The organism is Xanthomonas sp. LMC-A-07, assembly GCF_030208825.1.
In the GTDB taxonomy this organism is placed as follows: domain Bacteria; phylum Pseudomonadota; class Gammaproteobacteria; order Xanthomonadales; family Xanthomonadaceae; genus Xanthomonas; species Xanthomonas campestris.
In genome coordinates, this window is the sequence record NZ_JARVTF010000005.1 from 571,915 (window position 1) to 594,947 (window position 23,033).

The 23,033-nt window shown below is 64.7% G+C and carries 16 protein-coding genes and 1 other RNA gene; 6 read left to right on the forward strand and 11 right to left on the reverse strand.

The window, feature by feature from the left end; genetic code table 11:
- Window positions 1–5: 5 nt before the first annotated feature.
- Together QRM89_RS05480 and QRM89_RS05485 are read left to right on the forward strand one after the other, a co-directional pair.
- Window positions 6–326, forward strand: a complete 321-nt coding sequence (locus tag QRM89_RS05480; RefSeq protein WP_042595434.1) for a DUF1820 family protein — start codon at window positions 6–8, stop codon at window positions 324–326.
- The gene (locus QRM89_RS05485; RefSeq protein WP_228425577.1) at window positions 326–1,312 is read left to right on the forward strand and encodes a D-2-hydroxyacid dehydrogenase family protein; all 987 of its coding nucleotides are present in this window, start codon (window positions 326–328) and stop codon (window positions 1,310–1,312) included. Before QRM89_RS05480 ends, QRM89_RS05485 begins: the two co-directional genes overlap by 1 nt.
- Window positions 1,313–2,245: 933 nt before the next feature.
- On the opposite strand, the gene QRM89_RS05490 is transcribed toward QRM89_RS05485, so the two are convergent.
- A complete protein-coding gene (locus tag QRM89_RS05490; RefSeq protein WP_057670926.1) occupies window positions 2,246–3,733 on the reverse strand; it encodes a S41 family peptidase in 1,488 nt (495 codons plus the stop codon).
- 300 nt (window positions 3,734–4,033) lie between these two features.
- Between QRM89_RS05490 and QRM89_RS05495 the strand changes: the two genes are divergently transcribed.
- Window positions 4,034–4,107, forward strand: a non-coding RNA gene (locus QRM89_RS05495) — sX9 sRNA.
- A 25-nt stretch (window positions 4,108–4,132) separates the two neighbouring features.
- Here QRM89_RS05495 and QRM89_RS05500 read toward each other — a convergent pair.
- Window positions 4,133–5,362 carry a peptidoglycan DD-metalloendopeptidase family protein gene (locus QRM89_RS05500; RefSeq protein WP_306310162.1) on the reverse strand — a complete coding sequence of 410 codons (1,230 nt, stop codon included), beginning with the start codon at window positions 5,360–5,362 and terminating at the stop codon, window positions 4,133–4,135.
- Between the two features lie 158 nt (window positions 5,363–5,520).
- On the opposite strand from QRM89_RS05500, the gene QRM89_RS05505 reads away from it, so the two are divergent.
- Both QRM89_RS05505 and QRM89_RS05510 read left to right on the forward strand, forming a co-directional pair.
- A complete protein-coding gene (locus tag QRM89_RS05505; RefSeq protein ID WP_042595442.1) occupies window positions 5,521–6,177 on the forward strand; it encodes a hypothetical protein in 657 nt (218 codons plus the stop codon).
- 57 nt (window positions 6,178–6,234) lie between these two features.
- Window positions 6,235–8,019, forward strand: a complete 1,785-nt coding sequence (locus tag QRM89_RS05510; RefSeq protein ID WP_285447463.1) for a M28 family metallopeptidase — start codon at window positions 6,235–6,237, stop codon at window positions 8,017–8,019.
- Window positions 8,020–8,230: 211 nt separating this feature from the next.
- Here the strand turns inward: QRM89_RS05510 and QRM89_RS05515 are convergent, their stop codons facing one another.
- The 4 genes from QRM89_RS05515 to QRM89_RS05530 form a co-directional block, all read right to left on the reverse strand.
- The gene (locus QRM89_RS05515; RefSeq protein WP_014505953.1) at window positions 8,231–8,677 is read right to left on the reverse strand and encodes a PepSY domain-containing protein; all 447 of its coding nucleotides are present in this window, start codon (window positions 8,675–8,677) and stop codon (window positions 8,231–8,233) included.
- 417 nt (window positions 8,678–9,094) lie between these two features.
- Window positions 9,095–10,144 (reverse strand): glycoside hydrolase family 5 protein, encoded by a 1,050-nt coding sequence (locus QRM89_RS05520; protein ID WP_285447464.1) that lies wholly within the window; start codon window positions 10,142–10,144, stop codon window positions 9,095–9,097.
- Window positions 10,145–10,552: 408 nt separating this feature from the next.
- Entirely contained in the window at window positions 10,553–11,605 is a 1,053-nt protein-coding gene (locus tag QRM89_RS05525) for a glycoside hydrolase family 5 protein (protein WP_285447465.1), read from the reverse strand.
- Window positions 11,606–12,234: 629 nt separating this feature from the next.
- Entirely contained in the window at window positions 12,235–13,299 is a 1,065-nt protein-coding gene (locus QRM89_RS05530; protein ID WP_285447466.1) for a glycoside hydrolase family 5 protein, read from the reverse strand.
- Window positions 13,300–13,611: 312 nt separating this feature from the next.
- Here QRM89_RS05530 and QRM89_RS05535 point away from each other — a divergent pair, with 312 nt between their 5' ends.
- Window positions 13,612–14,670, forward strand: a complete 1,059-nt coding sequence (locus tag QRM89_RS05535) for an NAD(P)-dependent alcohol dehydrogenase (protein ID WP_011035287.1) — start codon at window positions 13,612–13,614, stop codon at window positions 14,668–14,670.
- A 588-nt stretch (window positions 14,671–15,258) separates the two neighbouring features.
- Here the strand turns inward: QRM89_RS05535 and QRM89_RS05540 are convergent.
- The 5 genes from QRM89_RS05540 to QRM89_RS05560 form a co-directional block, all read right to left on the reverse strand.
- The gene (locus QRM89_RS05540) at window positions 15,259–15,687 is read right to left on the reverse strand and encodes a hypothetical protein (protein WP_285447467.1); all 429 of its coding nucleotides are present in this window, start codon (window positions 15,685–15,687) and stop codon (window positions 15,259–15,261) included.
- A 194-nt stretch (window positions 15,688–15,881) separates the two neighbouring features.
- Window positions 15,882–16,235: a hypothetical protein gene (locus tag QRM89_RS05545; protein ID WP_103699862.1), complete on the reverse strand. Its 354-nt coding sequence runs from the start codon at window positions 16,233–16,235 to the stop codon at window positions 15,882–15,884.
- Window positions 16,236–16,249: 14 nt separating this feature from the next.
- The gene (locus QRM89_RS05550; protein ID WP_103699819.1) at window positions 16,250–17,731 is read right to left on the reverse strand and encodes an FAD-dependent oxidoreductase; all 1,482 of its coding nucleotides are present in this window, start codon (window positions 17,729–17,731) and stop codon (window positions 16,250–16,252) included.
- A gap of 211 nt (window positions 17,732–17,942) precedes the next feature.
- Complete coding sequence (gene gltB, locus QRM89_RS05555) at window positions 17,943–22,415, reverse strand: glutamate synthase large subunit (RefSeq protein ID WP_285447468.1); 4,473 nt, start codon at window positions 22,413–22,415, stop codon at window positions 17,943–17,945.
- Between the two features lie 201 nt (window positions 22,416–22,616).
- The gene (locus QRM89_RS05560; RefSeq protein WP_012436878.1) at window positions 22,617–22,997 is read right to left on the reverse strand and encodes an I78 family peptidase inhibitor; all 381 of its coding nucleotides are present in this window, start codon (window positions 22,995–22,997) and stop codon (window positions 22,617–22,619) included.
- Between the last annotated feature and the right edge of the window lie 36 nt (window positions 22,998–23,033).

Genomic DNA, 23,033 nt, shown 5'->3' on the forward strand with positions numbered 1-23,033 from the left:
GCCGCATGTCCAAGCCCTTGTACAAAGTCACCTTCCTCAATCACGGCAAGGTGTACGAGCTCTACGCCCAGCACGTCACCGGCAGCCATCTGTGGGGCTTCAACCAGATCAGCGAGCTGGTGTTCGACGTGCATGACGGGTTGGTGGTCGACCCCACAGAAGAGCGCCTGCGCGAAGAGTTCGGCAACACCAAGGTGCTGCACCTGCCGATGCAGAGCATCGTGCGCATCGAGGAAGTGGAAAAGAAGGGGCAGTCGGTGATCCGCGATGCCGCCACCGGCGACAAGGTGGTCACCCCGTTCCCGCTGTCGACCAAGCCACGCTGATGCGCATCCTGGTGCCGGACGATTACCAGGGCGCCGTGCGCGCGCTGCCCTGCCTGCAGCGACTGCAGGGCCATGAAGTGCAGGTGTTGGGCGCGCTGGCCACCGATCCCAACGAATGGGCCGAGCGGCTGGTGGAAGCCGATGCGCTGGTATTGATCCGCGAACGTACCCGCGTGGACGCCACCTTATTGCGGCGCCTGCCGCGGTTGAAGCTGATCAGCCAGACCGGCCGCATCGGCCCGCATGTGGATGTGGCGGCCTGCACCGAGTTTGGCGTGGCGGTCACCGAGGGCGTGGGCTCGCCGGTCGCGCCGGCCGAGTTGACCTGGGCGTTGATCCTGTCCGCCAGCCGGCGCCTGACCGAGTACCAGCGCGCCCTGCATCAAGGCCGCTGGCAGGCGCTGGGCGATTCCGGGTTGGGGCGCACCTTGCATGGGCGCACGCTGGGCATCTGGAGCTACGGCCGCATCGGCCAACGCGTGGCCGCATTCGGGCGGGCGTTTGGCATGCAGGTGCTGGTATGGGGCGGCGAGGCGTCGTGCGCGCAGGCGGCGCGCGATGGCTATGCAATCGCCGACAACCGCGCGGCCTTGTTCGAACGTAGCGATGTGCTGTCGTTGCACCGGCGCCTGAGCACGCAGACCCGGCATGACGTGACCGCCGCCGACCTGCTGCGCATGCGTCCCGATGCGTTGCTGGTCAACACCAGCCGCGCCGAACTGATTGCACCCGGCGCGTTGATCGCGGCCCTGGACGCCGGCCGGCCCGGGCACGCCGCCGTGGACGTGTTCGAGCGCGAACCGGTCCTGGATGCGCGCGACCCGCTGCTGCAACACCCGCGCGTGCTGGCCACCCCGCATCTTGGTTACGTGGAACGCGACAGCTACGCGGCCTACTTCGAGGCCGCATTCGACAACGTGCTGGCGTTCGCTGCTGGCACACCGCGCAATCTGGTCAATCCTGAGGCATTGCTGGTTGCGCGTTAGGGTGTGAGGTTGCGTGGTTGCGTTGCGGATTGCTGCTGCGCTGCCGCTGCCGATGTCTGATGCGCGAACGGCTCGTCATCACCTGCTCTTCTAGAACGATGTAGCGAAAACAGCTGCAGCAAATCCGCATGTGTCCATACGGCTTCCCGCAAGCACGCGTCGTGGTCCTGCGATGCACCGTGCGCCCAAGAGGCACGACCGCATGTCTTGCTGGCCACCTGCAATGACGTGCAGGGAGCACGCATGACCGACACAACGGCCAGGTTTTCAAACCCGCCGTATTGGTGGCAGCGTGGCACGCATCACGCGCACCTGCGGCCTGCGTTATCCGGACTGGTCGTGTGCTGCTGCGCTGCGCTGCGCATCGATTTCGGTGACGCATTCGCGCGATATGCAGTGCGTGCACTACATGTCACCCAGCTTAGGTGGTGAGCGCGAATCAATGCATCGAGCAGCGCGGCACCCGCAAAAAGCCGGCAGAGCATCGTTAGTGATGAAGTGGTGTTTTCAACGCGCAACCTCAACGCGCAACTGCGTCGCTGGGAGAGTGCTTAGGCTAGGTGCCCTCGCCCAGCGTCTAGGCTGCTGGCGAAGACGTGCTAAAGACGTTCTACACGTTTAATGACGTGCAGTGCGCGGAGTCCTTACGTATCGCGCACATCAGCAAGTGAGTGCGACCAAACGTGGAAGACCACCTGCAAAAAAGCGCCGACATCTTGCAGAGAGTTTTTCAAAGCAAATAGCCGTCGCCTGGCGACCGGCGATGCCTACGAGACGTGCCTCTATTCCGCAACGTCTGCGTCCAATCACCGCATGCGTGGCTAACAACTGCTGCATGTAAATTCGCGGCACGACTTACAACGCACGACGTGCGCATGCACACCAGCGCCGGCTGCGCACTGCGGGTGCACGTGGCACCCGCAGCACTGCCCTTTACTTGACCGGCTCGGCCGGCACAGCTGCCGGTACTGGCGCCGCTGGCTTGGCCTTGTCCGTCGGCTCGGCCGGCGTGGTCTGCTCGCTGGCGGGCGGGCGTGGTGCGGCCGGCTTGGGCTCGGGCGTTGGCTTGATGGCCTTGGGCTTTTGCGCTTGCGCCTTGGCCTTGCGGGCGGCCTGTGCCTTGGCGACCGAGCCAGGTTGCTTGAGTTCGGCCAGCGCCTCGTTGATCGGGCCATCGCCCGGCAGCACGTCGCCGGCGCTATAGCCCTCCTCGCCTTCCGCATCGCCGCGCAGGTGGCCCGGCAGGGTCGCCTCGCTGAAGTCTGTGAGGCTGGCCGGCACGTCGGCGTCGCCGGGCTGCGGTTCGGGGGTGAGCATCACTTCGGGCACGATGCCGCTGGCCTGGATCGACTTGCCGCTGGGCGTGTAATAGCGCGCGGTGGTGAGCTTGACCGAGTCGCCGTTGTCCAGCGGCAACACGGTCTGCACCGAGCCCTTGCCGAAGGTGCGGCTGCCGATGATGCGCGCGCGCTGGTTGTCGCGCAGCGCGCCGGCCAACACTTCTGACGCGCTTGCCGAACCGGCGTCCACCAGCACCACCACCGGCGCACCGCCGAGCAGGTCGCCCGGGGTTGCGTCGAACTTGGCGTCGCTGATGGAGATGCGCCCGCGGGTGCTGACGATGTTGCCCTTGTCGAGCAGATCGTCGGCCACCTGCACGGCCGAGGTCAGCAGGCCGCCCGGGTTGCTGCGCAGATCCAGCACCAGGCCACGCAGCTTGCCGCCGGCCTGCAGTTGCTTGAGGTTCTTCTGGAAGTCGGCGCCGGTGTCGGCCTGGAAGGTGCTGATGCGGATGTAGCCGTAACCAGGTTCGAGCAGCTTGCTGCGCACGCTGGCCACGCGAATGGTTTCGCGCTGCAGGGTGATGTCGAACGGTTTGGCGACCTTGTCACGCACGATGGTCAGCGTGACCTTGCTGCCGGATTCGCCACGCAGCGGCTCCATTGCCTTGCTGGCGTCGATCGGCTTGCCGTCGATGGCCACGATCACATCGCCCGCCTTGACACCGGCGCGTGCAGCCGGCGTGTCGTCGATCGGCGCAATCACCTTGAGCGTGTTGTCCTGCTGCTGCAGCAATTCCACGCCGATGCCGTCATAGGCGCCGGTGGCCTGTTCGTCGAAGGCCTCGGCGTCTTCCTTGTCGAAGTAGGTGCTGTGCGGATCCAGGTCCGACAGCAGGCCGCGCACGGCCGCGTGCATCAGCTTCTTGTCCTCGACCGGGTCCACGTAGGCCTGCTTGACCGCGTTGTACACGGCCACGAAGCGGCGGATCTCGTCCAGCGGCACCTTGGAGACGGCGGCTTCGTTGGCTTCCGGGTCGTCCGCGGTGGCCGGTGCGGCAGCGGGGCTGGCCTGCTGTGCCCAACCGGGCGACGCGAACAGGGCCAGCGACAGGGCAACGGACAGGACGGCTACGCGCATGAAGCACTCCGAAAAGAGAGAAGACGCCCCACAGCGCGGCGCTGGCTGGATTATGCGCGAAGCAGCGGTAAATCCGCGTTGAATCGCCGTCAACGCCGGTGTATGTGCGAAGCACCGGCAAGGCTGCGCGATGAGACCTGCTGCGGTGCTGCCGTCGGGACGGTCCGCAGCGACACTCTGGTGCCGTGAGCTGCCGGCATGCGAGCGCCAACACGATCCAGTAAGCAGACGCCGGACAAGAGCAGCGATCAAAACGACTGCGCAGCCGCCAGGCGGGCGCGGCCAGTGCTCGGAATCGTCATGTACCCCGTACACTCCAGTTCCTCCGCGCCGTCCGCACCCACCTGACGGCTGCTCGCTACGTTTTGTTAGCCGCTCTAAGTGCGGCGCCCCATGCACTCAGCGGCGCTGCAGCCAGCTCGAAGGATCCACTGGCTGGCCGTTGCGACGCAGCTCGAAGTACAGCGCCGGCACACCCTGCCCGCCCGAACTACCGACCTTGGCCACGGCCTCGCCACGCTTGATGCTGGCGCCGGCATCGCGCAGCAAGGTGTCGTTGTGCGCGTACAGGCTCATGTAGCCGTTGCCGTGATCCACGATCAGGATCATGCCGTAGCCGGTCATCCAGTCGGAAAACACCACCGTGCCATCGGCCACCGCGGTGACCGTGCTGCCCTTGGGCGCGCCGATCAGCACGCCCTTGCTGGTATGGCCATCCGGCAGCGTGGCGTTGAAGCGCGCCAGCAGGTTGCCCGACACCGGCCAACTCAGGCCACCGACCTTTGGCGCCGGTGCGTTGGCCACGACCTTGGGCGGTGTCTTGCCGGGGCGTTCCGGGCGATCGGTTTTGCCGCGCTTGGCCTGCGCGGCGGCTTCGGCGGCTGCACGCTTGGCCGCCGCGCGGCGCTCGGCTTCTGCCTTGGCCGCGGCTGCACGCAGATTGGCGAGCAACTGCTCCAGCGCCTTGGCATCCTGGCCCAGGGCTTTCTCGCGCTCGGCGCGCTGTTGATAGCGGGTGTCCAGTTGCGCAACGGTGGCGGCCTGCTGCGAGCGGTCTTTCAGCAGCGACGAGGCCTGTGCTTTTTGTTGTGCGCGTGCGGCGTCCAGCGCCTGGCGCCGCTCGGTGATCTGCTGCTCGACCTGGGTCAGTGCCTCCAGCTGCGTGGTGAGCCCCTGGATGCGCTGCGCGCGCGCGTTCTGCACGTAGCGGTGGTCGGCCAGCATGCGCGTGGCATCGCCCACGGTGTCTTGCGACAACAGCACTTTCAGCGGCGCGTTGCGGCCTACATGGTCGGCGGCGCGCAGCAGTGCGGCCAACTGCACGCGTTGCTCGCGCAGGCCACGCTGCAGCTGCGCGCGCTGCTGCTGCAGTTCGGAGAGTTTCTGTTCGTGCGTACGCAGCGCGGTTTCGGTCTCGCTCAGCGCACGTGCGGTCTTGGCGACTTTTTCATCGGCCTGGCGCAGCTGCTGGGCGGCGGTACCGCGCTTGCCTTCCAGGTCGCGGCGGTCGGCGCTGATGGTTTTCAATTCATCGCGCAATTGCTGCAGCTTGCGCTCGGCCTCGCGTTGGCTCTGCGCCCCGGCGCTGGTGCCGGCCAGCAGCGTGCAGGCGAACACGGCCGCGGCCAGCCATGCGCGTGCGGGCGGGCTGCGGGTCGGGTGCGGCAATGGCGCGGCGGCAGGAGGCAAACGAAAGTTCCAGTGACTTCAGGCAGGTGCGCGATTGTAGCCAAGCATGGTGTGATCGCTGCCACGTTACCGATATCCGCCGCGGCGGGAGGTTCAGCATGAAGCACGCGCATTGGATCCTCGTGTTCTCCCTGGCCTGCGGCAGCGCCTGGGCCGATGAGGACATCAGCAAGGTCAATGGCCGCATCAGCGCCGAGGCCGGCAAGACCTACGGCGACCTGGAAACGGTCAACGGTTCCATCGAGATCGGCGCCGCGACGCAGACCAAGAACGTGGAAACCGTCAATGGCAGTATCCAGGTTGGCGAGCACGCCCGCACCGGCGGTGTCTCCACCGTCAACGGCGGCATCCGCCTGGGCAGCAAGGTGGTGGTGTCGGGCAATCTGGAAACCGTCAACGGCTCGGTGCTGGCCGAGCGCGGCAGCCAGATCAGCGGTGGCGTGGAAACCGTCAACGGCAGTATCGGCCTGGTGGAAACCGAGCTGGGCAACGGCATCGAGACCGTCAACGGCGACATCACCGTGGGCGTGGGTTCGCATGTGCGTGGCGGCATCCTGGTCACCAAGCCCAATTTCGGCTTCTCGTTCAAGCCGAACCGCAAGCCGCGCGTGATCATCGGCCCGAATGCGGTGGTCGATGGCCCGCTGAAGTTCGAACGCGAGGTCACCTTGTACGTGCACCGCAGCGCCAAGATCGGCGCGGTCACCGGGGCCACCGCGCGCAGCTTCGATGGCGATGTGGCGCCGGAGGACTGACGCGCTCACCACCGGCTGCGCCTAGAATCGGGAACCCCCGCGCACCGAGGAGTCCCGATGCCCCGCAAGATCGTGTTGTGCCTGGCCGCCGCCGTTGCGTTGGCGGGCTGCAAGCGTGAGTCCGCCGACCCCACCACCGCGCCCAGCGCGCAGGCACCTGCCGACAGCGCCCCCAGCGCACCGGTCAGCAGCCACGCCTTCTCGCCGGAACTGACCACCGGCGACTTTGCCGAGCTGGTCAAGACGCTGGCCTCGGACGCCTTCGAAGGCCGCGGGCCGGGCACGCCGGGCGAAGAAAAAACGGTCACCTACATCCGCGACCAGATGCAGCGCATCGGGCTGCAGCCGGGCAATGGCGACAGCTGGTTCCAGGATGTGCCGATGGTGGAAACCACCGCAGACCCGGCCACCGCGCCCAGCCTGCGCAGTGGCGCGCAGAGCCGCCCGCTCACCTTCGGCACCGACATCGTGGTGGGCACGCGCACCGGCCAGGCCGAGGTCAAGCTCGACAACAGCGAACTGGTGTTCGTCGGCTACGGCGTGGATGCGCCGGAGCAGCAGTGGAACGACTACGCCGGGCAGGACTGGAAGGGCAAGACGGTAGTGATGTTCGTCAACGACCCGGGCTTCCACAGCAACGACGCCAAGTTGTTCGACGGCAAGCGCATGACCTACTACGGCCGCTGGACCTACAAGTTCGAAGAAGCCGCGCGCAAGGGTGCGGCCGCCGCGCTGATCGTGCACGACACGCCCGGCGCCAGCTATGGCTGGGACGTGGTGAAGAATTCCTGGTCCGGCCCGCAGTACGACCTGCCGGCCAAGGACGACCCGGACCCGCGCCTGCCGGTGCAGGGCTGGATCAGCGCCGACACGGCTAAGCAGCTGTTCGCCGACGCCGGGCTGGACCTGGCGCAGGCCTACAAGGACGCCGGCAAGCGCGGCTTCAAGCCGGTGCCGTTGAAGGCCAGCTGGTCGGTGGACCTGAAGAGCACGATCGCCCAGAAGTCCTCGCGCAACGTGGTTGGCGTGCTGCCCGGCAGCACGCATGCCGACGAGGCGGTGCTGTACATGGCGCACTGGGATCACCTGGGCAAGCACGACGGCGAAACCGGCGACAACATCTACAACGGCGCGGTGGACAACGCCACTGGCGTGGCAGGCATTCTGGAAATCGCCGATGCCTTCGCGCATCAGGATCCCAAGCCGGCGCGGTCGGTGGTGTTCGTGGCGGTGACGCTGGAAGAATCCGGCTTGCTGGGCTCCAAGTACTACGTGGCCAACCCGAGCTTTCCGCTGGACAAGATCGCGGCAGTAATCAACCTGGATGCGATGTCGGTGGCCGGGCGCGCACGCGATGTCACGGTGGTGGGCATGGGCAGCTCGGAGCTGGAAGACATCCTCAAGCCGATCGCCGCCATGCAGGGGCGCACGCTGCACGGTGAGGCTACGCCGGAGAGCGGCTCGTACTTCCGCTCGGACCACTTCAACTTCGCCAAGGCCGGCGTGCCGGCGCTGTACGCCGACGGCGGCGAAGACCTGCGCGAGGGCGGCACCGCTGCCGGCCGCGCAGCCGCCGAGGACTACGGCCGCAATCGCTACCACGCGCCTGGCGATCAGTACGATGCGGCTACCTGGAAGCTTGATGGCACCATCGAGGACCTGCAGGCCGTGTATGGCGTGGGCAAGCAGGTGGCGGCTGATCAGCAGTGGCCCAACTGGTATGCGGGCAATCCGTTCAAGGCCGCGCGCGACCGCATGATGGCCGGCAAGCCGGGTGCGGCCGCTGCGCCGGCGCCAGCGGCCAAGGAAGACGACAAGCCTGCGCCTGCACCGTCGCGCTGAGGTGCGGGCAGCCCCTGTGACCGCGCGCTGCGTTGCGACAGGGGCTGCAGCGGTTTGCTACAACCCGTGCGAAATGTTGGCACGTTGAGTCCAACGTCTGACGCACTTAGCGCCGAACAAAAAAGGGCCTCCGCATGGAGGCCCTCTCATTTGTGGCTCGTTTAAATCGCAACGTACATCCCGCGCGGCCGCTGCGCGTAGGCGGGAGCGATCAATCGTTATCCACGCTCACCACGTGCCCATCTTCCGGGTCAACGTGCAGGTCTACCTTCTGCCCACCGCTTTGTTCGGCATCGGCCTTCCACAGGCCATCTTCGAACTTGAGGTCGTGCACCTTGGAATAGCCCTTGGTGGAGAGCGCTGCACGAATGTCGGCCTCGCTCATCTTGGATGTGGTCTGGTCGCCATACACGCGGCCGGTGGTCGGGTCGATCCGCACATCCACATCCTTGCCGTCGCCGCTGCGCGCATCGGCCGTCCACACGCCGTGCTCGAACTTGATGTCGTGCACCTTCGTGTAGCCCTTGGCCGTCAACATGCTGCTGACTTCGGCGGAAGTGAGTGCCTTTGCCGGCTTGGCGGCGTCCTGCGCAAACGCACCGTGTGCGGTAAGGGCAAGTGCGCCAACCAGCGCGGTGGTCATCAAACGCTGTGCCATGAGAGTGCTCCTAGCAGTGAAGTGCGTCCATGCTGGGCGCTGGCAGATCGCGGCGTGGTGAAAAAGCGACCTTATGCATTGCAAAAGTTCAGTTAGCTGACAACCGGGGCGCCTGTTCACCCGTGCTGCACGTGGCGTTTACATCTGCGCATGAGGCCGCTCATAACGGTCATTGCAGCCTAGCGCCGTCGTTGACCGCGAAAGCGCACGACCGTGTGAGCGAGCAAGCAGAGAGCCGCTGTGCACTAGCGGTAATCGATTGCCACGCCTGCCACGGCAGCTACGCGGACGTCATCGTCGCAATTCAGCAGAAAAATCCGTAGGAGCGCCCTTGGGCGCGATGAAGCCCTACCGATCACGGTAACGCTCCATCGCGCCCAGGGGCGCTCCTACGAAAGGCGGGCATGCGACATCGTGTCAGCGTGTAGCGCGTGCGGCCTGCGGCGAGAGGATGACCATCTGCGGCTTGTCGGTGCCGTCCTTGTTCGGATGCACGTTGTAGGCGTAGCTGGTGTTCCACCATGCGCCCGCTGCCCACCATGTCCAGCCCAGCCAGACATCGGCGTTGTTTTCCATGTAGGCCAGCATGCCTTGCAGCGCGGTATTGCAGACGGCGTTGTTGGCGGTGCCGAACTCACCGAGGAAGCCACGCTTGTTGTTGGCGCGCAGCCATTCGGTGAAGGCACGCAGGCGATCGGCGCCGACGGTTTCACTAACGCAGACACTGGAGGTGCCGCTGGAATCGGCATCCAGATACTGATGCACTTCGAACGCATAGCGATTGAGCGGGTCGCTGATCGATGCCAACGCGGTTGCATTGGAAAACCCATCGCTGGTCAGCGAGTGCCAGCTGTGTGCGCCGGTCCACAGCGCGCCCGGGACCAGGATCAGATTGTTGGCGCCGGTGGCACGGATCGCATCGATGCCTGCCTGCGCTGCACCGGCCCATTCGCTGGCAGAGATGTTGTTGGGCTCATTCATCAGCCCGAAGATCACGGCGTTATCGCTGTTGAATATCACCGCCAGGCGCCGCCACAGATCGGCAAAGGTGGCGAGCGGCACTTCCGGCCCACCCACTTTATAACCGTAGTACTTGCTGTAGTTGTGGATATCCAGCACCAGATACATGCCCGATGCCTTGGCGCGTGCCACCGCTTGCTGCACCAGTGCCAGCTGCGCCGAATCCAGCTCGCCGCGTGCGGCAGGTTGCAGACGTTCCCAAAGGATCGGCAGGCGAATCACGTTCATTCCGGTCCCAGCGAAATAGCTGTAATCGGTGCTGGCGGGATACATGTAGTCCTTGTTGAGGACGCCAGGTTTTTTCGATGACGCAAATTCCGCACCCGACAAATTGACGCCGGCGTACTTGAGTGCACGCGTTTGTGCATGGCCCATCGGCAGAACACCGAGCAGCAGGAAGAACACCGCGCAGGACATTAGCCTGCGCAACCACAGAGAACACGACATGGAAACCACTCCTTCGACGACGGAAAAGATGCATCGCAGCCCCATGGCGTGCGATCGACGTTCGTTACGCTGCATCTGCCCGTTCAATGCATCACGCGTGCCAGCCGCGCATCGCGCGGTGGTTAAAGATGATGTGCGCAGGGGCTCACAAACAAACTGCGTTGTGGCCTGCACTTTATGCGGCGTGGGAGGAGCTGGCACCGGGATCGTGCGGTTGTGCCTGCTTTCAAGGGAGATTGCGCTTTCACGCGTGACGCGACCGCGACGAAATCTCGACATGCGATTTGCTAGGCGACGAAAGCGTGACGCCAAATCTCCGGCTACGCATGCAACCGACGCACCAGCAGTACAGGTCTACTGCGTGCGTCGGCTGCTGCGGTTGTACACAAGCGAACTGATCGATTGCCGTTATCGGGTGACGCGATGCGCGCGTGCGCTCAAGGTTTTCATCTGCGGCTTGTCGCGGCCTTGCGCATCGGGCTGCACATTGAACGGATAGCTGGTTTTCCACCACGCGCCTGCCGCCCAGAACGTCCAACCGATCCACACATCGTGGTTGGTTTCGAGATAACCGAGCATGCCGTCCAGCGCCGCATTGCAGGTTGCGTTATTGGCGGTGCCGAATTCGCCAAGAAAGCCACGCTTGCCTTGCGCGCGCAGCCAGCCGGTGAAACTGCGCAAGCGCTCCGCACCGATCGTGCGGCTCACACAACCGGCACTGGTGCCGCTGGAGTCGGTATCCAGGTATTGATGGACTTCGATCGCATAGCGATTCAGTGGGTCGCGGATGTTCGCAAGCGCCACTGCATTGGACTGCCCGGCCACGGTGGAATACCAGCTGTGTGCGCCCGACCACAATGCACCGGGCACCAGAATCAGGTTGGTGGCACCGGTGGCACGAATGCTGTCGATGGACGCCTGCGCGGCGGCGGCCCAACTCTCTGGCGAGATGTCGTACGGCTCGTTCATCAGCCCGAAAATCACGGCGTTGTCGCTCTTGAACGCAATGGCCAGGCGGCGCCAGAGGTCGGTGAACGTGCGCACTGGCACCGGCTTACTGCCAATCTTCTGGCCGTAATACTTGGCGTAGTTGTGCACATCGATAATCAGGTATTGATTGGCGGCCTTGGCGTTGGCCACTGCCTGCTTCAGCAATGCCAGTTGTGCCTGATCCAGCGGACCTTGAGCTTTGGGCTGCATGCGCTCCCACAGGATCGGCAGGCGCACGATGTTCATCTGCTTGCCCGCGAAGTACCCGTACTCGGACGCGGTTGGATAGCGGTAGTCGATATTGAGCACGCCCGGTTTTTTGGACGACTGGATCTCCGCACCGGAGATGTTGACGCCTGCGTATTTCAGACGATTGGGGCTTTGCGCCTGTGCGATGGACATCGTGGCGATGCACAGCATGATCAACGCGCAGCGCAGCAGCTGGCGTGGCCAGGAGGGGGAGGCAGACATGGGGTGTTCCTTGCAGTTGCGGGGGAGATACGCTGCCCGCAACGTCATGCCGCGCGACGCGGCCAACAGCGCATCTGTCTCTACCCTAGGCGCAACGGCACGCTGAAACTACAGATGCGAGGTATCACTCTTCCAAGCTGTGCGGTGTTTCGCAGTGACGGCAGGATCTGGTCGACGCATCCGCGACAGAGGCACTTTGTCATGCCCATGTATGGAAGCATGCGCGCAGCTTGCAACGGCGCGCGTGGCGCGTCGGCCAAGAGACCTGTGGCGAAAAAACTGCCTGGCTAAAAACACGGCATGCCGGGATCACTGCAGCACGGGCAGCCACACCGCAACGACCGTGGTGCGCCCGCGTGATTACGTTTGCCTATGTGGTTGTGAGCCGTTGCACGCGCACGTGGCAGCTCTACATACACGCCGCACAAACGGCGCGCCAGGTGACAGACACCTCCAACGTCGCACGTGCGGCGTTGGCATTCGGCTGCGCTAAAGCGGCCAGCAAGCAGAGACGCAGACGCCAGGCAGGCGCGAGCGTGGAGATGCATCGGTATGGACTGTGTGTCCACGCGAACGGCTCCGTGCATGCGCCTGCCTGGCGTTTGCTCGCTACATGGTGCTTGGGGCGCTTACTTGCCGGCGCGGCGCGCGTGCTCGCTCAGGATCGACATCTGCGGCTTCTCGCTGCCGTCCTTGCCCGGCTGCACATTGAACGGGTAATCCGGCTTCCACCACGCGCCGGCTGCCCACCAGGTCCAGCCCAGCCACACGTCGCTGTTCTTTTCCATGTAGCTCAGCATGCCTTTCAGCGCGTCGTTGCAGACCGCATTGTTGGCTGTGCCGAACTCGCCCAGGAAGCCTTTCTGCTTGTTCTCGCGCAGCCAGTCGGTAAAGCCGCGCAACTTGTCTGCACCCACCGTGGCACTGGTGCATTCGGGCTTGGTGCCGCTGTAGTCGCCGTCCAGGTATTGATGCGCTTCGAAGGCCAGATTGTTGCCCGGGTCCTTGAGAATCTGCAGGGCCTTGGCATTGGAGACGCCGTAGCTGGTGCTGCGCCAGCTGTGCGCGCCGGTGTAGGCCGTGCCAGGCACCAGAATCAAATTGTTCGCGCCGGTCTTGCGGATGGTGTTGATCGCCGCTTGTGCGGCCGCGGCCCAGTCGGTGGAGGAGATGCCATTGGGCTCGTTCATCAGCCCGAAGATCACCTGCTTGTCGTCCTTGAACTCCAGCGCCAGGCGGCGCCACAGATCGGCCAGTGCTGCAGGCGGCACCTCGTCGGTGCCGATGCGCTTGCCGTTGTACTTGGCGTAGTTGTGCAGGTCCAGGATCAGGAACTGCTTGTTGGCCTTGGCGGCGGCCACGGATTTCTTGATCAACGCCAGTTGCGCCGCATCCAGCTCGCCATTGAGGGTTGGCTGCAGGCGTTCCCACAGGAACGGCAAGCGAATGGTGTTCATACCCTTGCTGGCGAAATAGCTGAAATCCGCAGCCGCCGGGTAGGTGTAGTCCTTGTAGAGCGTGCCGGGCTTCTTGCGCGAGTTGAACTCGGCGCCGGAGATGTTGACGCCTACGTACTTCAATCCGCCGCGGGCGTTGTCTGCCTCCTTGGCATGCGCCAACGGCAACGTGGCGAGCAGGGCCAGCGCCAGTGCGGCAGCGTGGGTGCGGGTGGAGCGGGGGGAAGATGGGAACATGGGGAGCCTCCTTCGGCAGTCGACGTAGGCGGCCGCAGGGGGAGGGCACGGCCAGCGAGGATGGTGCAGCGCCACACCATCGATGGTCAGCCTAGGGGCCCCGGCGTTAGCGCGCCATTCACGCGGGCAACGCTGATTTGATGATGCGCGAACGTCCAAAGCGCCATGTTGGCTCCACGGTCGAGTTCGCAAGCCGACTGGCAAGACGCACTGTCGCAGGAGTGCGACGGAGCGGTGTCCTAAGCTAACGCACCTACTTTTTTGCTGTCTGCGCCCTGCGCGGGCGGCGTTTCCGTCCCCTGGAGTATCCCCATGAGCAAAGCCCACGCCTACGCCGCCCAAACCGCCGACCAGCCGCTGGCGCCGTTCGTCTTCGAACGTCGCGCGCCCGGTCCCGACGATGTGCAGATCGACATCGCCTACTGCGGTGTGTGCCACTCGGACCTGCACACCGCCCGCAACGAATGGCACAACACGGTGTATCCCTCGGTGCCGGGCCACGAGATCGTGGGCCGCGTCACTGCCGTCGGCAGCGCCGTGACCAACTTCAAGGTCGGTGACCTGGCCGGTGTGGGTTGCATGGTCGACAGCTGCCGCAGCTGCGCCTCCTGCCAGGAAGGCGAGGAGCAATATTGCGAACAGGGCTTCACCGGCACCTATAACGGCCCGATGTTTGGCGGTGGCGAGAACACCTATGGCGGGTACTCCGACCATATCGTGGTGGACCAGAAATATGTGCTGCACATTTCCCACAGCGACAACCTGGCCGCCGTGGCCCCGTTGTTGTGCGCCGGCATCACCACCTATTCGCCACTGGCGCATTGGAAGGTTGGCCCCGGGCAGAAGGTGGGCGTGGTCGGCCTGGGTGGCCTGGGCCACATGGCGGTGAAGATCGCCAAGGCCATGGGCGCCACCGTGGTGCTGTTCACCACCTCTGAAAGCAAGCGCGCCGACGCGCTGCGCCTGGGCGCCAGCGAAGTGGTGATTTCCAAGGACGAGGCGCAGATGGCGGCGCAGTACAACACCCTGGACTTCATCCTCAACACCGTGGCTGCGCCGCACAACCTGGACCCGTTCCTCAATGCGCTCAAGCGCGACGGCGCGATGGTGCTGGTGGGCGTGCCCGAACATTCGCATCCGTCACCGGCGGTGTTCAACCTGGTGATGAAGCGCCGCACGCTGGCCGGTTCGCTGATCGGCGGCATCCGCCAGACCCAGGAAATGCTCGATTTCTGCGCCAAGCACAACATCGTCTCCGACATCGAAACCATCCGCGCCGACCAGATCAACGAGGCCTACGAGCGCATGCTCAAGGGCGACGTGAAGTACCGCTTCGTAATCGATATGGACACGCTGGCCAAGGCGGCCTGATCGGTTATTGCGTCAGGCTGTGAAGTCACCGCTTGCGTTGTTTTGTATGACGCAAGCGGTGGCCGGGTGCGTTGTGTCACTGGCGCGGCTATCGGCCATGAAAAAGGGTTGACGTCCCAACCTTTATGCGCAGCGGACTATTTTTTTTCGGCCTAATGATTGGACGGATTCTTGTCAGAATGCCGCGACCCGCGGGCGAGGAAAGAGATACTGAACACCAGGCCAGACAAGAATGCGATTGCGACGAGATAAAGAATGGCAACATTAAGCCAATAACCAAACGGCGCGTCGTAAACCGAGAAAAAACCGTCACTACAGCGGCGACACGAGACCGTACCAGTCACCAAAGCTTCCCAGACCAGTAATGCTGGTGTTGCCCCAAGGGAAAATGCCAGGACGGCTCCGAGAACGACACGAGAACGGGCCTTGGGCCGTGCATACCTGCTCCAGAAAAATCGATATGCGGCCCAAATAATCGGTGGCAATGCCGCCCCGAAGAACCAAACGGAATTTAGCGACATAATGTCCATGCTGGTCTAACGCCCAATGTCATCACTGCGCTTCGCAACGTCGTGAGGCTTTCATTGGCTAGGGTTGTTTGGTCATTTGCAATGAGCGGTTGAACGCCTCTAGATAGCTGCCGCCAAAATGGTTGGCTGCGATGCACTCGCCAATCAGCGACCCATACCTTTGCGCGTCTTCGCGCGAAGCGATCACGGCGGGAATCACGATCAGCTTACTGGTAGCGCAGTGCTCAAACAGCGGCTCGAAGGCGACAAGACACTCCTTGTGGCTTCCATTCAAAGACCGTTGCAAAGGAGAATCCGTACATAAGGCGGATAACGCGACCGACTTGAATCGCGCAAGCCAAATATCGCGTGGCATACCTGCTGCTGACTGGCGATCTGCCGCTGATTTCTTCCAGCCTGTTACCACGCCTCTACCGACGCCAAAAATGACAAAAAGCGTGCAAAACTCCATGAAGGACAACGTAGCGTACTTCAGGAATTTGCGCATAAAGCGTGTTGATCTCGTGGCATAGCAGCTGAGTTGAGCCAACCCGCGAAGCTGGGTCGGCCGGACGAATCGTCACGGGCATTATCCACACCAGCGACCCCGCGACCCAGCGACCCAGGGATTGCAGCGCGGAGTAGAAACCGCCCGAAACAAACTGAGCCGCGAACGTGCGTGGATCAGAAGATTTGTTGGGCCTATGAGACTTGAGTGCTCAGCACGCCCAGCACACATTTCCCTCGAACAAGCGCATAACCCCAGGCAAACCGCTTCCCACTTGCAGGCCAAAGTTGCTCATAAGCCATGAAGTAATCGCCGGAGCGGTACTGCTTCTTGAGCCACAGCCAATCTTTGTTGCCGTAAGCAAATGGCACCTGAGGCGCCTTCTTATTTGCCGCCGCGTACTTGAGACCAATCTCTTCCATCTGCACGATGGAAAGAGGTAAGCCATCAAGACGCAGTTTGTCCGATTCCTGGCATATGGCGGTCTGCGCCGCAGCCACGCTACCGGCAGTCAAGATCAGCAAACCGGCAACGAGTGACCTGAGCATGCGGCCTAGCATCCTCACGCCGCAGCCGGCTCCTTGACCTGCGCTTTCACACCCAGCAGCTGCACGATGCTGCCGGCCGCGTCGCGGCCTTCGGCGACGGCGGTGACCACCAGGTCGGCGCCGCGTACGCAGTCGCCACCGGCGAACAGGCGCGGGTTGCTGGTCTGGTAGGGCAGGCGGCCGTTGTCGTCGGATGGCGCCACGATGCGACCGTTGCTGCCGGCTTCCACGCCTTGCGCAGACAGCCACTCCGGCACCGTCGGCGAGAAGCCGAAAGCAATGATCACCACGTCCGCTTCCAGCAGGGATTCGCTGCCCTCCACCGGCACCGCGTTGCGGCGGCCGCTGGCGTCGGGCTCGCCGAGTTTGGTTTCCACCACGGTCACGCCGATGGCTTCGTCGTCGGCGCCGGATTCGATCGACAGCGGCTGGCGGTTGAACAGGAAGCGCACGCCTTCTTCGCGCGCGTTGGCCACTTCGCGCGCCGAGCCGGGCATGCTGGATTCGTCGCGGCGGTAGGCACAGGTGACTTTGGCCGCGCCCAGGCGGATGGCGCTGCGCACGCAGTCCATGCCGGTGTCGCCGCCGCCCAGTACCACCACGCGCTTGCCGTTGAGGTCGGGCAGGGCGATCTGGTCTTCCCAGCCGGCGATCGGCCGGCCGTGCGGGTCGTTGCCGCTGACGATGCGGCTGTTCTGCACCAGAAACGGCAACGCCGGCAGCACGTTCTTCAGATCCTGGCCGTCCAGCCCGCCGTCGGTGTAGCGGTACGCGCCGGTGCCCAGGAACACGGCGTCGTATTCGCAGAGCAACTGTTCGATGCTGACGTCCTTGCCGATCTCCACACCCAGGCGGAACTGCACGCCCATGCCTTCCAGGATCTCGCGGCGCTTGCCGATCACCGACTTGTCCAGCTTGAAGCTGGGAATGCCGAACTGCAGCAGCCCGCCGATCTGTTCGTAGCGGTCATACACCACCGCTTCGATGCCGGCGCGCACCAGGCGGTCCGCGCAGGACAGGCCTGCCGGGCCGGCGCCGACCACGGCCACGCGGTGGCCGCTGGGCTGCACGTTGCCCAGGTCCGGGCGCCAGCCCATGCTGAAGGCGGTATCGACGATGTACTTTTCCACCGCGCCGATGGTGACCGCGCCGAATTCCTCCAGCGTGCAGCTGCCTTCGCACAGGCGGTCCTGCGGACACACGCGCCCGCACACTTCCGGCAGCGGATTGGTGGAATGGCACAGCGCGGCGGCCTCGATGATGCGATCTTCCTGCACCAGCTGCAGCCACTGCGGAATGGCGTTGTGCACCGGGCACTTCCAGCTGCAATACGGGTTGCCGCAGTCCAGACAGCGGCCGGACTGGTACTGCGCGTCGGCCTTGTCGAACTTGCCGTACAACTCGCCCCAGTCACCGGACGTACGCAGCTCCACCGGGATGCGCGTGGGCATGGTCCGCGGCAGGTCAAGGAATTGGAAGGCTTGCTTGCGGCTCATAGGGGCTGGGATTCGGGAGTTGGGATTGGGGATTCGCTAGAGCGGGCGACCTGGCTCTGACGCAGTGCGAACCTTGAACAAAGCATCTCGACGCTTGAGCGCAGGGGATGGAGATCCGGGAATCGGAATTCGCCAATGCGACGGCAGGTCGCAGGGATCGAGCGAATCCCAAATCCCAAATCTCCAATCCCGTCGCTGCGCCGTGCCGCCATCAGGCGGCGCGCCGCAGCGACTCGGTCAACGACTCAATGCTGGCGGCCTTGGGTTTGACCAGCCAGAACTTGCCGATGTAGTCGCGGAACTCGTCGAGGATCTGCTGCGCCCAGATGCTGCCGGTCAGCTCGCGGTGGCGGCTGATCAGGGTGTGCAGGTGCTGGCGATGGTTCTCGAAGCCTTCGGCGGAGACGCGGTGGATGTCGATCAGCTCGTGGTTGTAGCGGTCCACGAAGTCGCGTTCGATATCCAGCACATAGGCCAGGCCGCCAGTGAAGCCGGCGCCGAAGTTCAGGCCCACCTTGCCTAGCACCAGCACCACGCCGTCGGTCATGTATTCGCAGCAGTGATCGCCGGCGCCTTCCACCACCGCCAGTGCGCCGGAATTACGCACCGCAAAACGTTCGCCCGCGCGGCCGGCTGCGAACAGCTCGCCGCCGGTGGCGCCATACAGGCAGGTGTTGCCCACGATCGGCGTGTTGCGCGCTTCAAAGCGTGCGCCGCGTGGTGGGCGCACCACCAGCCGGCCGCCGGCCATGCCCTTGCCGACGTAGTCGTTGGCTTCGCCTTCCAGCTCCAGCTGCAGGCCACCGGCGTTGAACGCGCCGAAGCTTTGCCCAGCGGTGCCGCGGAAGCGCAGGTTCAACGGCGCATCGCTCATGCCGTGGTTGCCGTGCGCCCGCGCAATGGTGCCGGACAGACGCGCGCCGATCGAACGGTCGGTGTTGTGGATCAGGAAGCGATGGTCGCCGCCGGTCTTGTTGGCGATCGCATCGGCCAGCAGGCCGTCCATCTGCGTGGCCAGGCTGTCCGGCGATTCGTACAGGCGCTGGGCCGCGCAATGGCTGCCGTCGTACTGCGCATGGGTGAGCAGGCGTGACAGATCGACCTTGACGCCCGGACGCGGCGAGACCTCGAGCTGTTCCAGCAGGTCGGTGCGGCCAACGATCTCGTCCAGCGAACGCACGCCCAGGTACGACAACCACTGGCGCACTTCTTCGGCCAGCAGGCGGAAGAAATGCTCCACGCGTTCGGGCAGGCCGGTGAAGTAGTTCGCGCGCAGGCGCTCGTCCTGCGTGGCCACGCCGGTGGCGCAGTTGTTGAGGTGGCAGATGCGCAGGTACTTGCAGCCCAGCACGATCATCGGCGCGGTGCCGAAGCCGAAGCTGTCGGCGCCCAGCAACGCGGCCTTGACCACGTCCAGGCCGGTCTTCAGGCCGCCGTCGGTCTGCAGGATGGTGCGATCGCGCAGGTCGTTGGCCACCAGCGCCTGGTGCGACTCGGCGACGCCCAGCTCCCACGGCACGCCGGCATAGCGGATCGAGCTGACCGGGCTGGCGCCGGTGCCGCCGTCATGGCCGGACACGGTGATCAGATCGGCGCCGGCCTTGACCACGCCGGCGGCAATGGTGCCGACGCCGGCATGCGCCACCAGCTTCACCGACACCAGTGCGGTCGGGTTGACCTGCTTGAGGTCGTAGATCAGCTGGGCCAGGTCTTCGATCGAATAGATGTCGTGATGCGGCGGCGGGCTGATCAGGCCGATGCCGGGCTTGGCGTAGCGCAGCCGGGCGATCAGTTCGTTGACCTTGTGGCCGGGCAGCTGGCCGCCTTCGCCGGGCTTGGCGCCCTGGGCGACCTTGATCTGCAGCACCTCGGCGTTGACCAGATATTCCGGGGTCACGCCGAAACGGCCGGAGGCCACCTGCTTGATCTTGGAGCGCTTCTCGGTGCCGTAGCGGGCCGGGTCTTCGCCGCCTTCGCCGGAATTGCTGCGCCCGCCCAGGCGGTTCATCGCAATGGCGAGTGCTTCGTGCGCTTCCGGCGACAACGCGCCCAGGCTGATCGCGGCGGTGTCGAACCGGCGCAGCACATCGGCGGCCGGGGCGACTTCGTCCAGCGGCGTGGGGGTGTCGGCGCGCTTGAGCTGCACCAGATCGCGCAGCGTGGAGGCCGGGCGCGAATGCACCGCATCCACGTACTTCTGCCAATCGCTGGCATCGCCGGTGCGGGTGGCGCGCTGCAGCGTCATGACCACGTCCGGGTTGTACATGTGGTATTCGCCGCCGTGCACATACTTGAGCAGGCCGCCCACTTCCGGCTTGAGCTGGTCGTTCCAGGCGCGTGCGGTGAGCTCGCGTGTTTCGGTGTCCAGCCGCGACAGGCTTACCCCGCCGATGCGCGCCGGCGTTTCGGCAAAGCACAGCTCCACCACGTCCGGGTCCAGCCCGACGATCTCGAACAACTGCGCGCCGCGGTAACTGGCGATGGTGCAGATGCCCATCTTGGAGATGATCTTGGACAGGCCCTTGTAGATGCCCTTGCGGTAACGGCGGCCGATCTGCGACTGCTCGCCGCCCTTGCTCAGTTGCAGGATGCCGCGCCGGCCCAGGTCGAACAGGGTCTGGTAGGCCAGGTACGGGTACACCGCGGTGGCGCCGAAGCCGAGCAGGCAGGCCATGTGGTGCGGGTCGCGCGCGGTGCCGGTTTCGATGATCAGGTTGACGTCGCAGCGCAGGCCCACCTTGCACAGGTGGTGATGCACCGCGCCGGTGGCCAGCAACGCATGCGCCATCGGGCGGTCCGGCACCGGGTAGCGGTCGGACAGCAGCAGCATCACCGCGCCATCGCGGGCGGCGGCTTCCACTTCCTGGCAGATGCGTTCCAGGCCGGCCTTCAGGCCTTCTTCCACGCTATAGGACAGGTCGATCAGGCGATTGCGCGCAACGTACTGCTCCATCTTCAGCAGCTGGCGCAGCTTGCGCTGGCTGAGCACCGGCGAATTCAGGATGACGTGGTTCACCGTCTCCGCGCCGGCATGGAAGATGTTGGTCTCCTTGCCGAGCTGGGTGGTGAGCGACATCGCGATGCCTTCGCGCAGCGGGTCGATCGGCGGGTTGGTGACCTGCGCGAACGCCTGGCGGAAGTAGTCGTACAGCGGCCGGGTCTGGCGGCTGAGCACCGCCATCGGGGTGTCGTCGCCCATCGAGCCGGTGGCTTCCTGCTCGGTCTCGGCCAGCGGTCGCAGGATCTGCTCCACTTCCTCGGTGCTGAGCTGGAACAGCTTGTGGTAGCTGCGCAGGGTCTGCTCGCTGAAGGGTTCTTCCACCAGCGAGGGGTCGATCAACTCGGTCTGCAGGTAAGTCACGCCCTGCTGCAGCCATTGCTTGTAGGGCGCACGCGCACGGTTGATGCGGTCGATGGCATCGGAATCGAGCAGATCGCCGCGCTTGAGATCGATCGCCATCATCTCGCCCGGGCCCAGCTTGCCCTTGCGGGTGATGCGCTCGGCCGGCAATTCCCACACGCCCGCCTCGGAGGCCACCAGGAAATGGCGGTCGGAGGTCAGCATCCAGCGCGCCGGACGCAGGCCGTTGCGGTCGAGCATGCAGGCCGCGTAACGGCTGTCGCAGGCCACGATGCCGGCCGGGCCGTCCCACGGCTCGGTGTTGAGGCCGTAGAACTCGTAGAACGCGGCCAGATCGGCGTCCTTGAACTCCAGCGACTGGGTCGCCGGCGGCACCAGGATGCGCAGCGCCTGCAGCAGGTCCATGCCACCGGCGATCAGCAGCTCCAGCATGTTGTCCAGGCTCTGCGAATCGGAGCCATGCATGGAGATCACCGGGTCGAACTCGGCGATGTCAAAGCGCGGCGTCTGCCACACCTTGCTACGCGCCTGCGCCCAGCGCCGGTTGCCTTCGATGGTGTTGATCTCGCCGTTGTGGGCGAGCAGGCGGAACGGATGCGCCAGCGGCCAGCGCGGCAGCGTGTTGGTGGAAAAACGTTGGTGAAAGACAATCGCGCTGGACGACAGATCGCTGCGCTGCAGGTCCGGGTAGAACGTGCTCAGCTTGTCCGGCAGCACCATGCCCTTGTAGCTGATGCCATTGGGCGACAGCGTGGTGACGTAGAAGTTGTCCACCTCGCGCAAGGCCTGCTCGGCGCGGCGGCGCGCCAGAAACAGCGCCAGGGTGAAGCCGTCTTCGGTCTGCTCGGCGCCGGCATCAACAAACACTTGCTCGATGCGCGGCAGGGTGTCGCGGGCCAGCTGGCCGCACACGCTGTCATCGGTGGGCACCACGCGCCAGCCGCGGAACTGCACGCCGGCAATCTGCAGCTGGGTTTCCAGTTCGCTGCGACAGCGCGCCGCATCGGCCTCGTCCAGCGGCAGGAACACCACGCCGGCCGCATAGCGCGTGCCCAGCGTGATACCGGCGTCGCGGGCCAGCCCGCGCAGGAAGGCGTCGGGTTTGCGGATCAGCAGGCCGCAGCCATCGCCGGTGAGTCCGTCGGCGGCCACGCCGCCACGGTGGGTCATGCGCGACAGCGCAGCGATCGCGGTATCGACCAGCGAACGGGAAGGCTGGTCGTCCAACTGCGCGACCATGCCAAAACCACAGGCGTCGCGTTCGTCGCGCGCGCTGTTGTAGAGACCGTAGTCGTCGAGCCCTTGGCGAGTGCGGGGGGCCATGTCTGCCTCTTTGCGATCCGGGAAAACGGCGACGACGTTGCACCGCTCGACCATGGAGCGGTGCAAGAGATCACCGGATCATCGACTAAAACACAGTTGATGCGGTGCCGCAATACACCGTTACAGCTGCAACGAGAGCGGCCTGAATCCCTTGTGCCAGCAGGCTTGGCGCCCGATGGGAGCGCCAGGCCTGCTGCGTGCTCAGCCGCAGCGGACCGAGGTGATCATGTTCTTGGCGTCCACTTCAAGATTGAGCCGTTCGCCGTTGAACTCCATCGTGGTCATCTGGCCGGGTTTGAGCACACGCACCGCCTTGGCACCGGCGTCGTTGCGGGCTTGTTCGCTCACGGTTTCGGTCAAGGGCTGGCCCACCAGCGATTGCACTTGAGTGGCATCGCAGGTGCCGATGGGCGGTGCGTCCGGTGCGGCAGCCGGTGCCGGGGCGGAGGCTTGTTCGGCGGCTTGCTGCGCCTTGGCGGAGACGGCTTCCTGCTCGTCCGGTTGCGGCTTGTTACAGGCGCTGAGTGCGGCCAGCACAACCAGCGTGCAGGCCAGGCGGGCGGTAGGCAGGACAAACCTCATCGATGACTCCAGCACAGGGGGATGGCCCAAGCATAA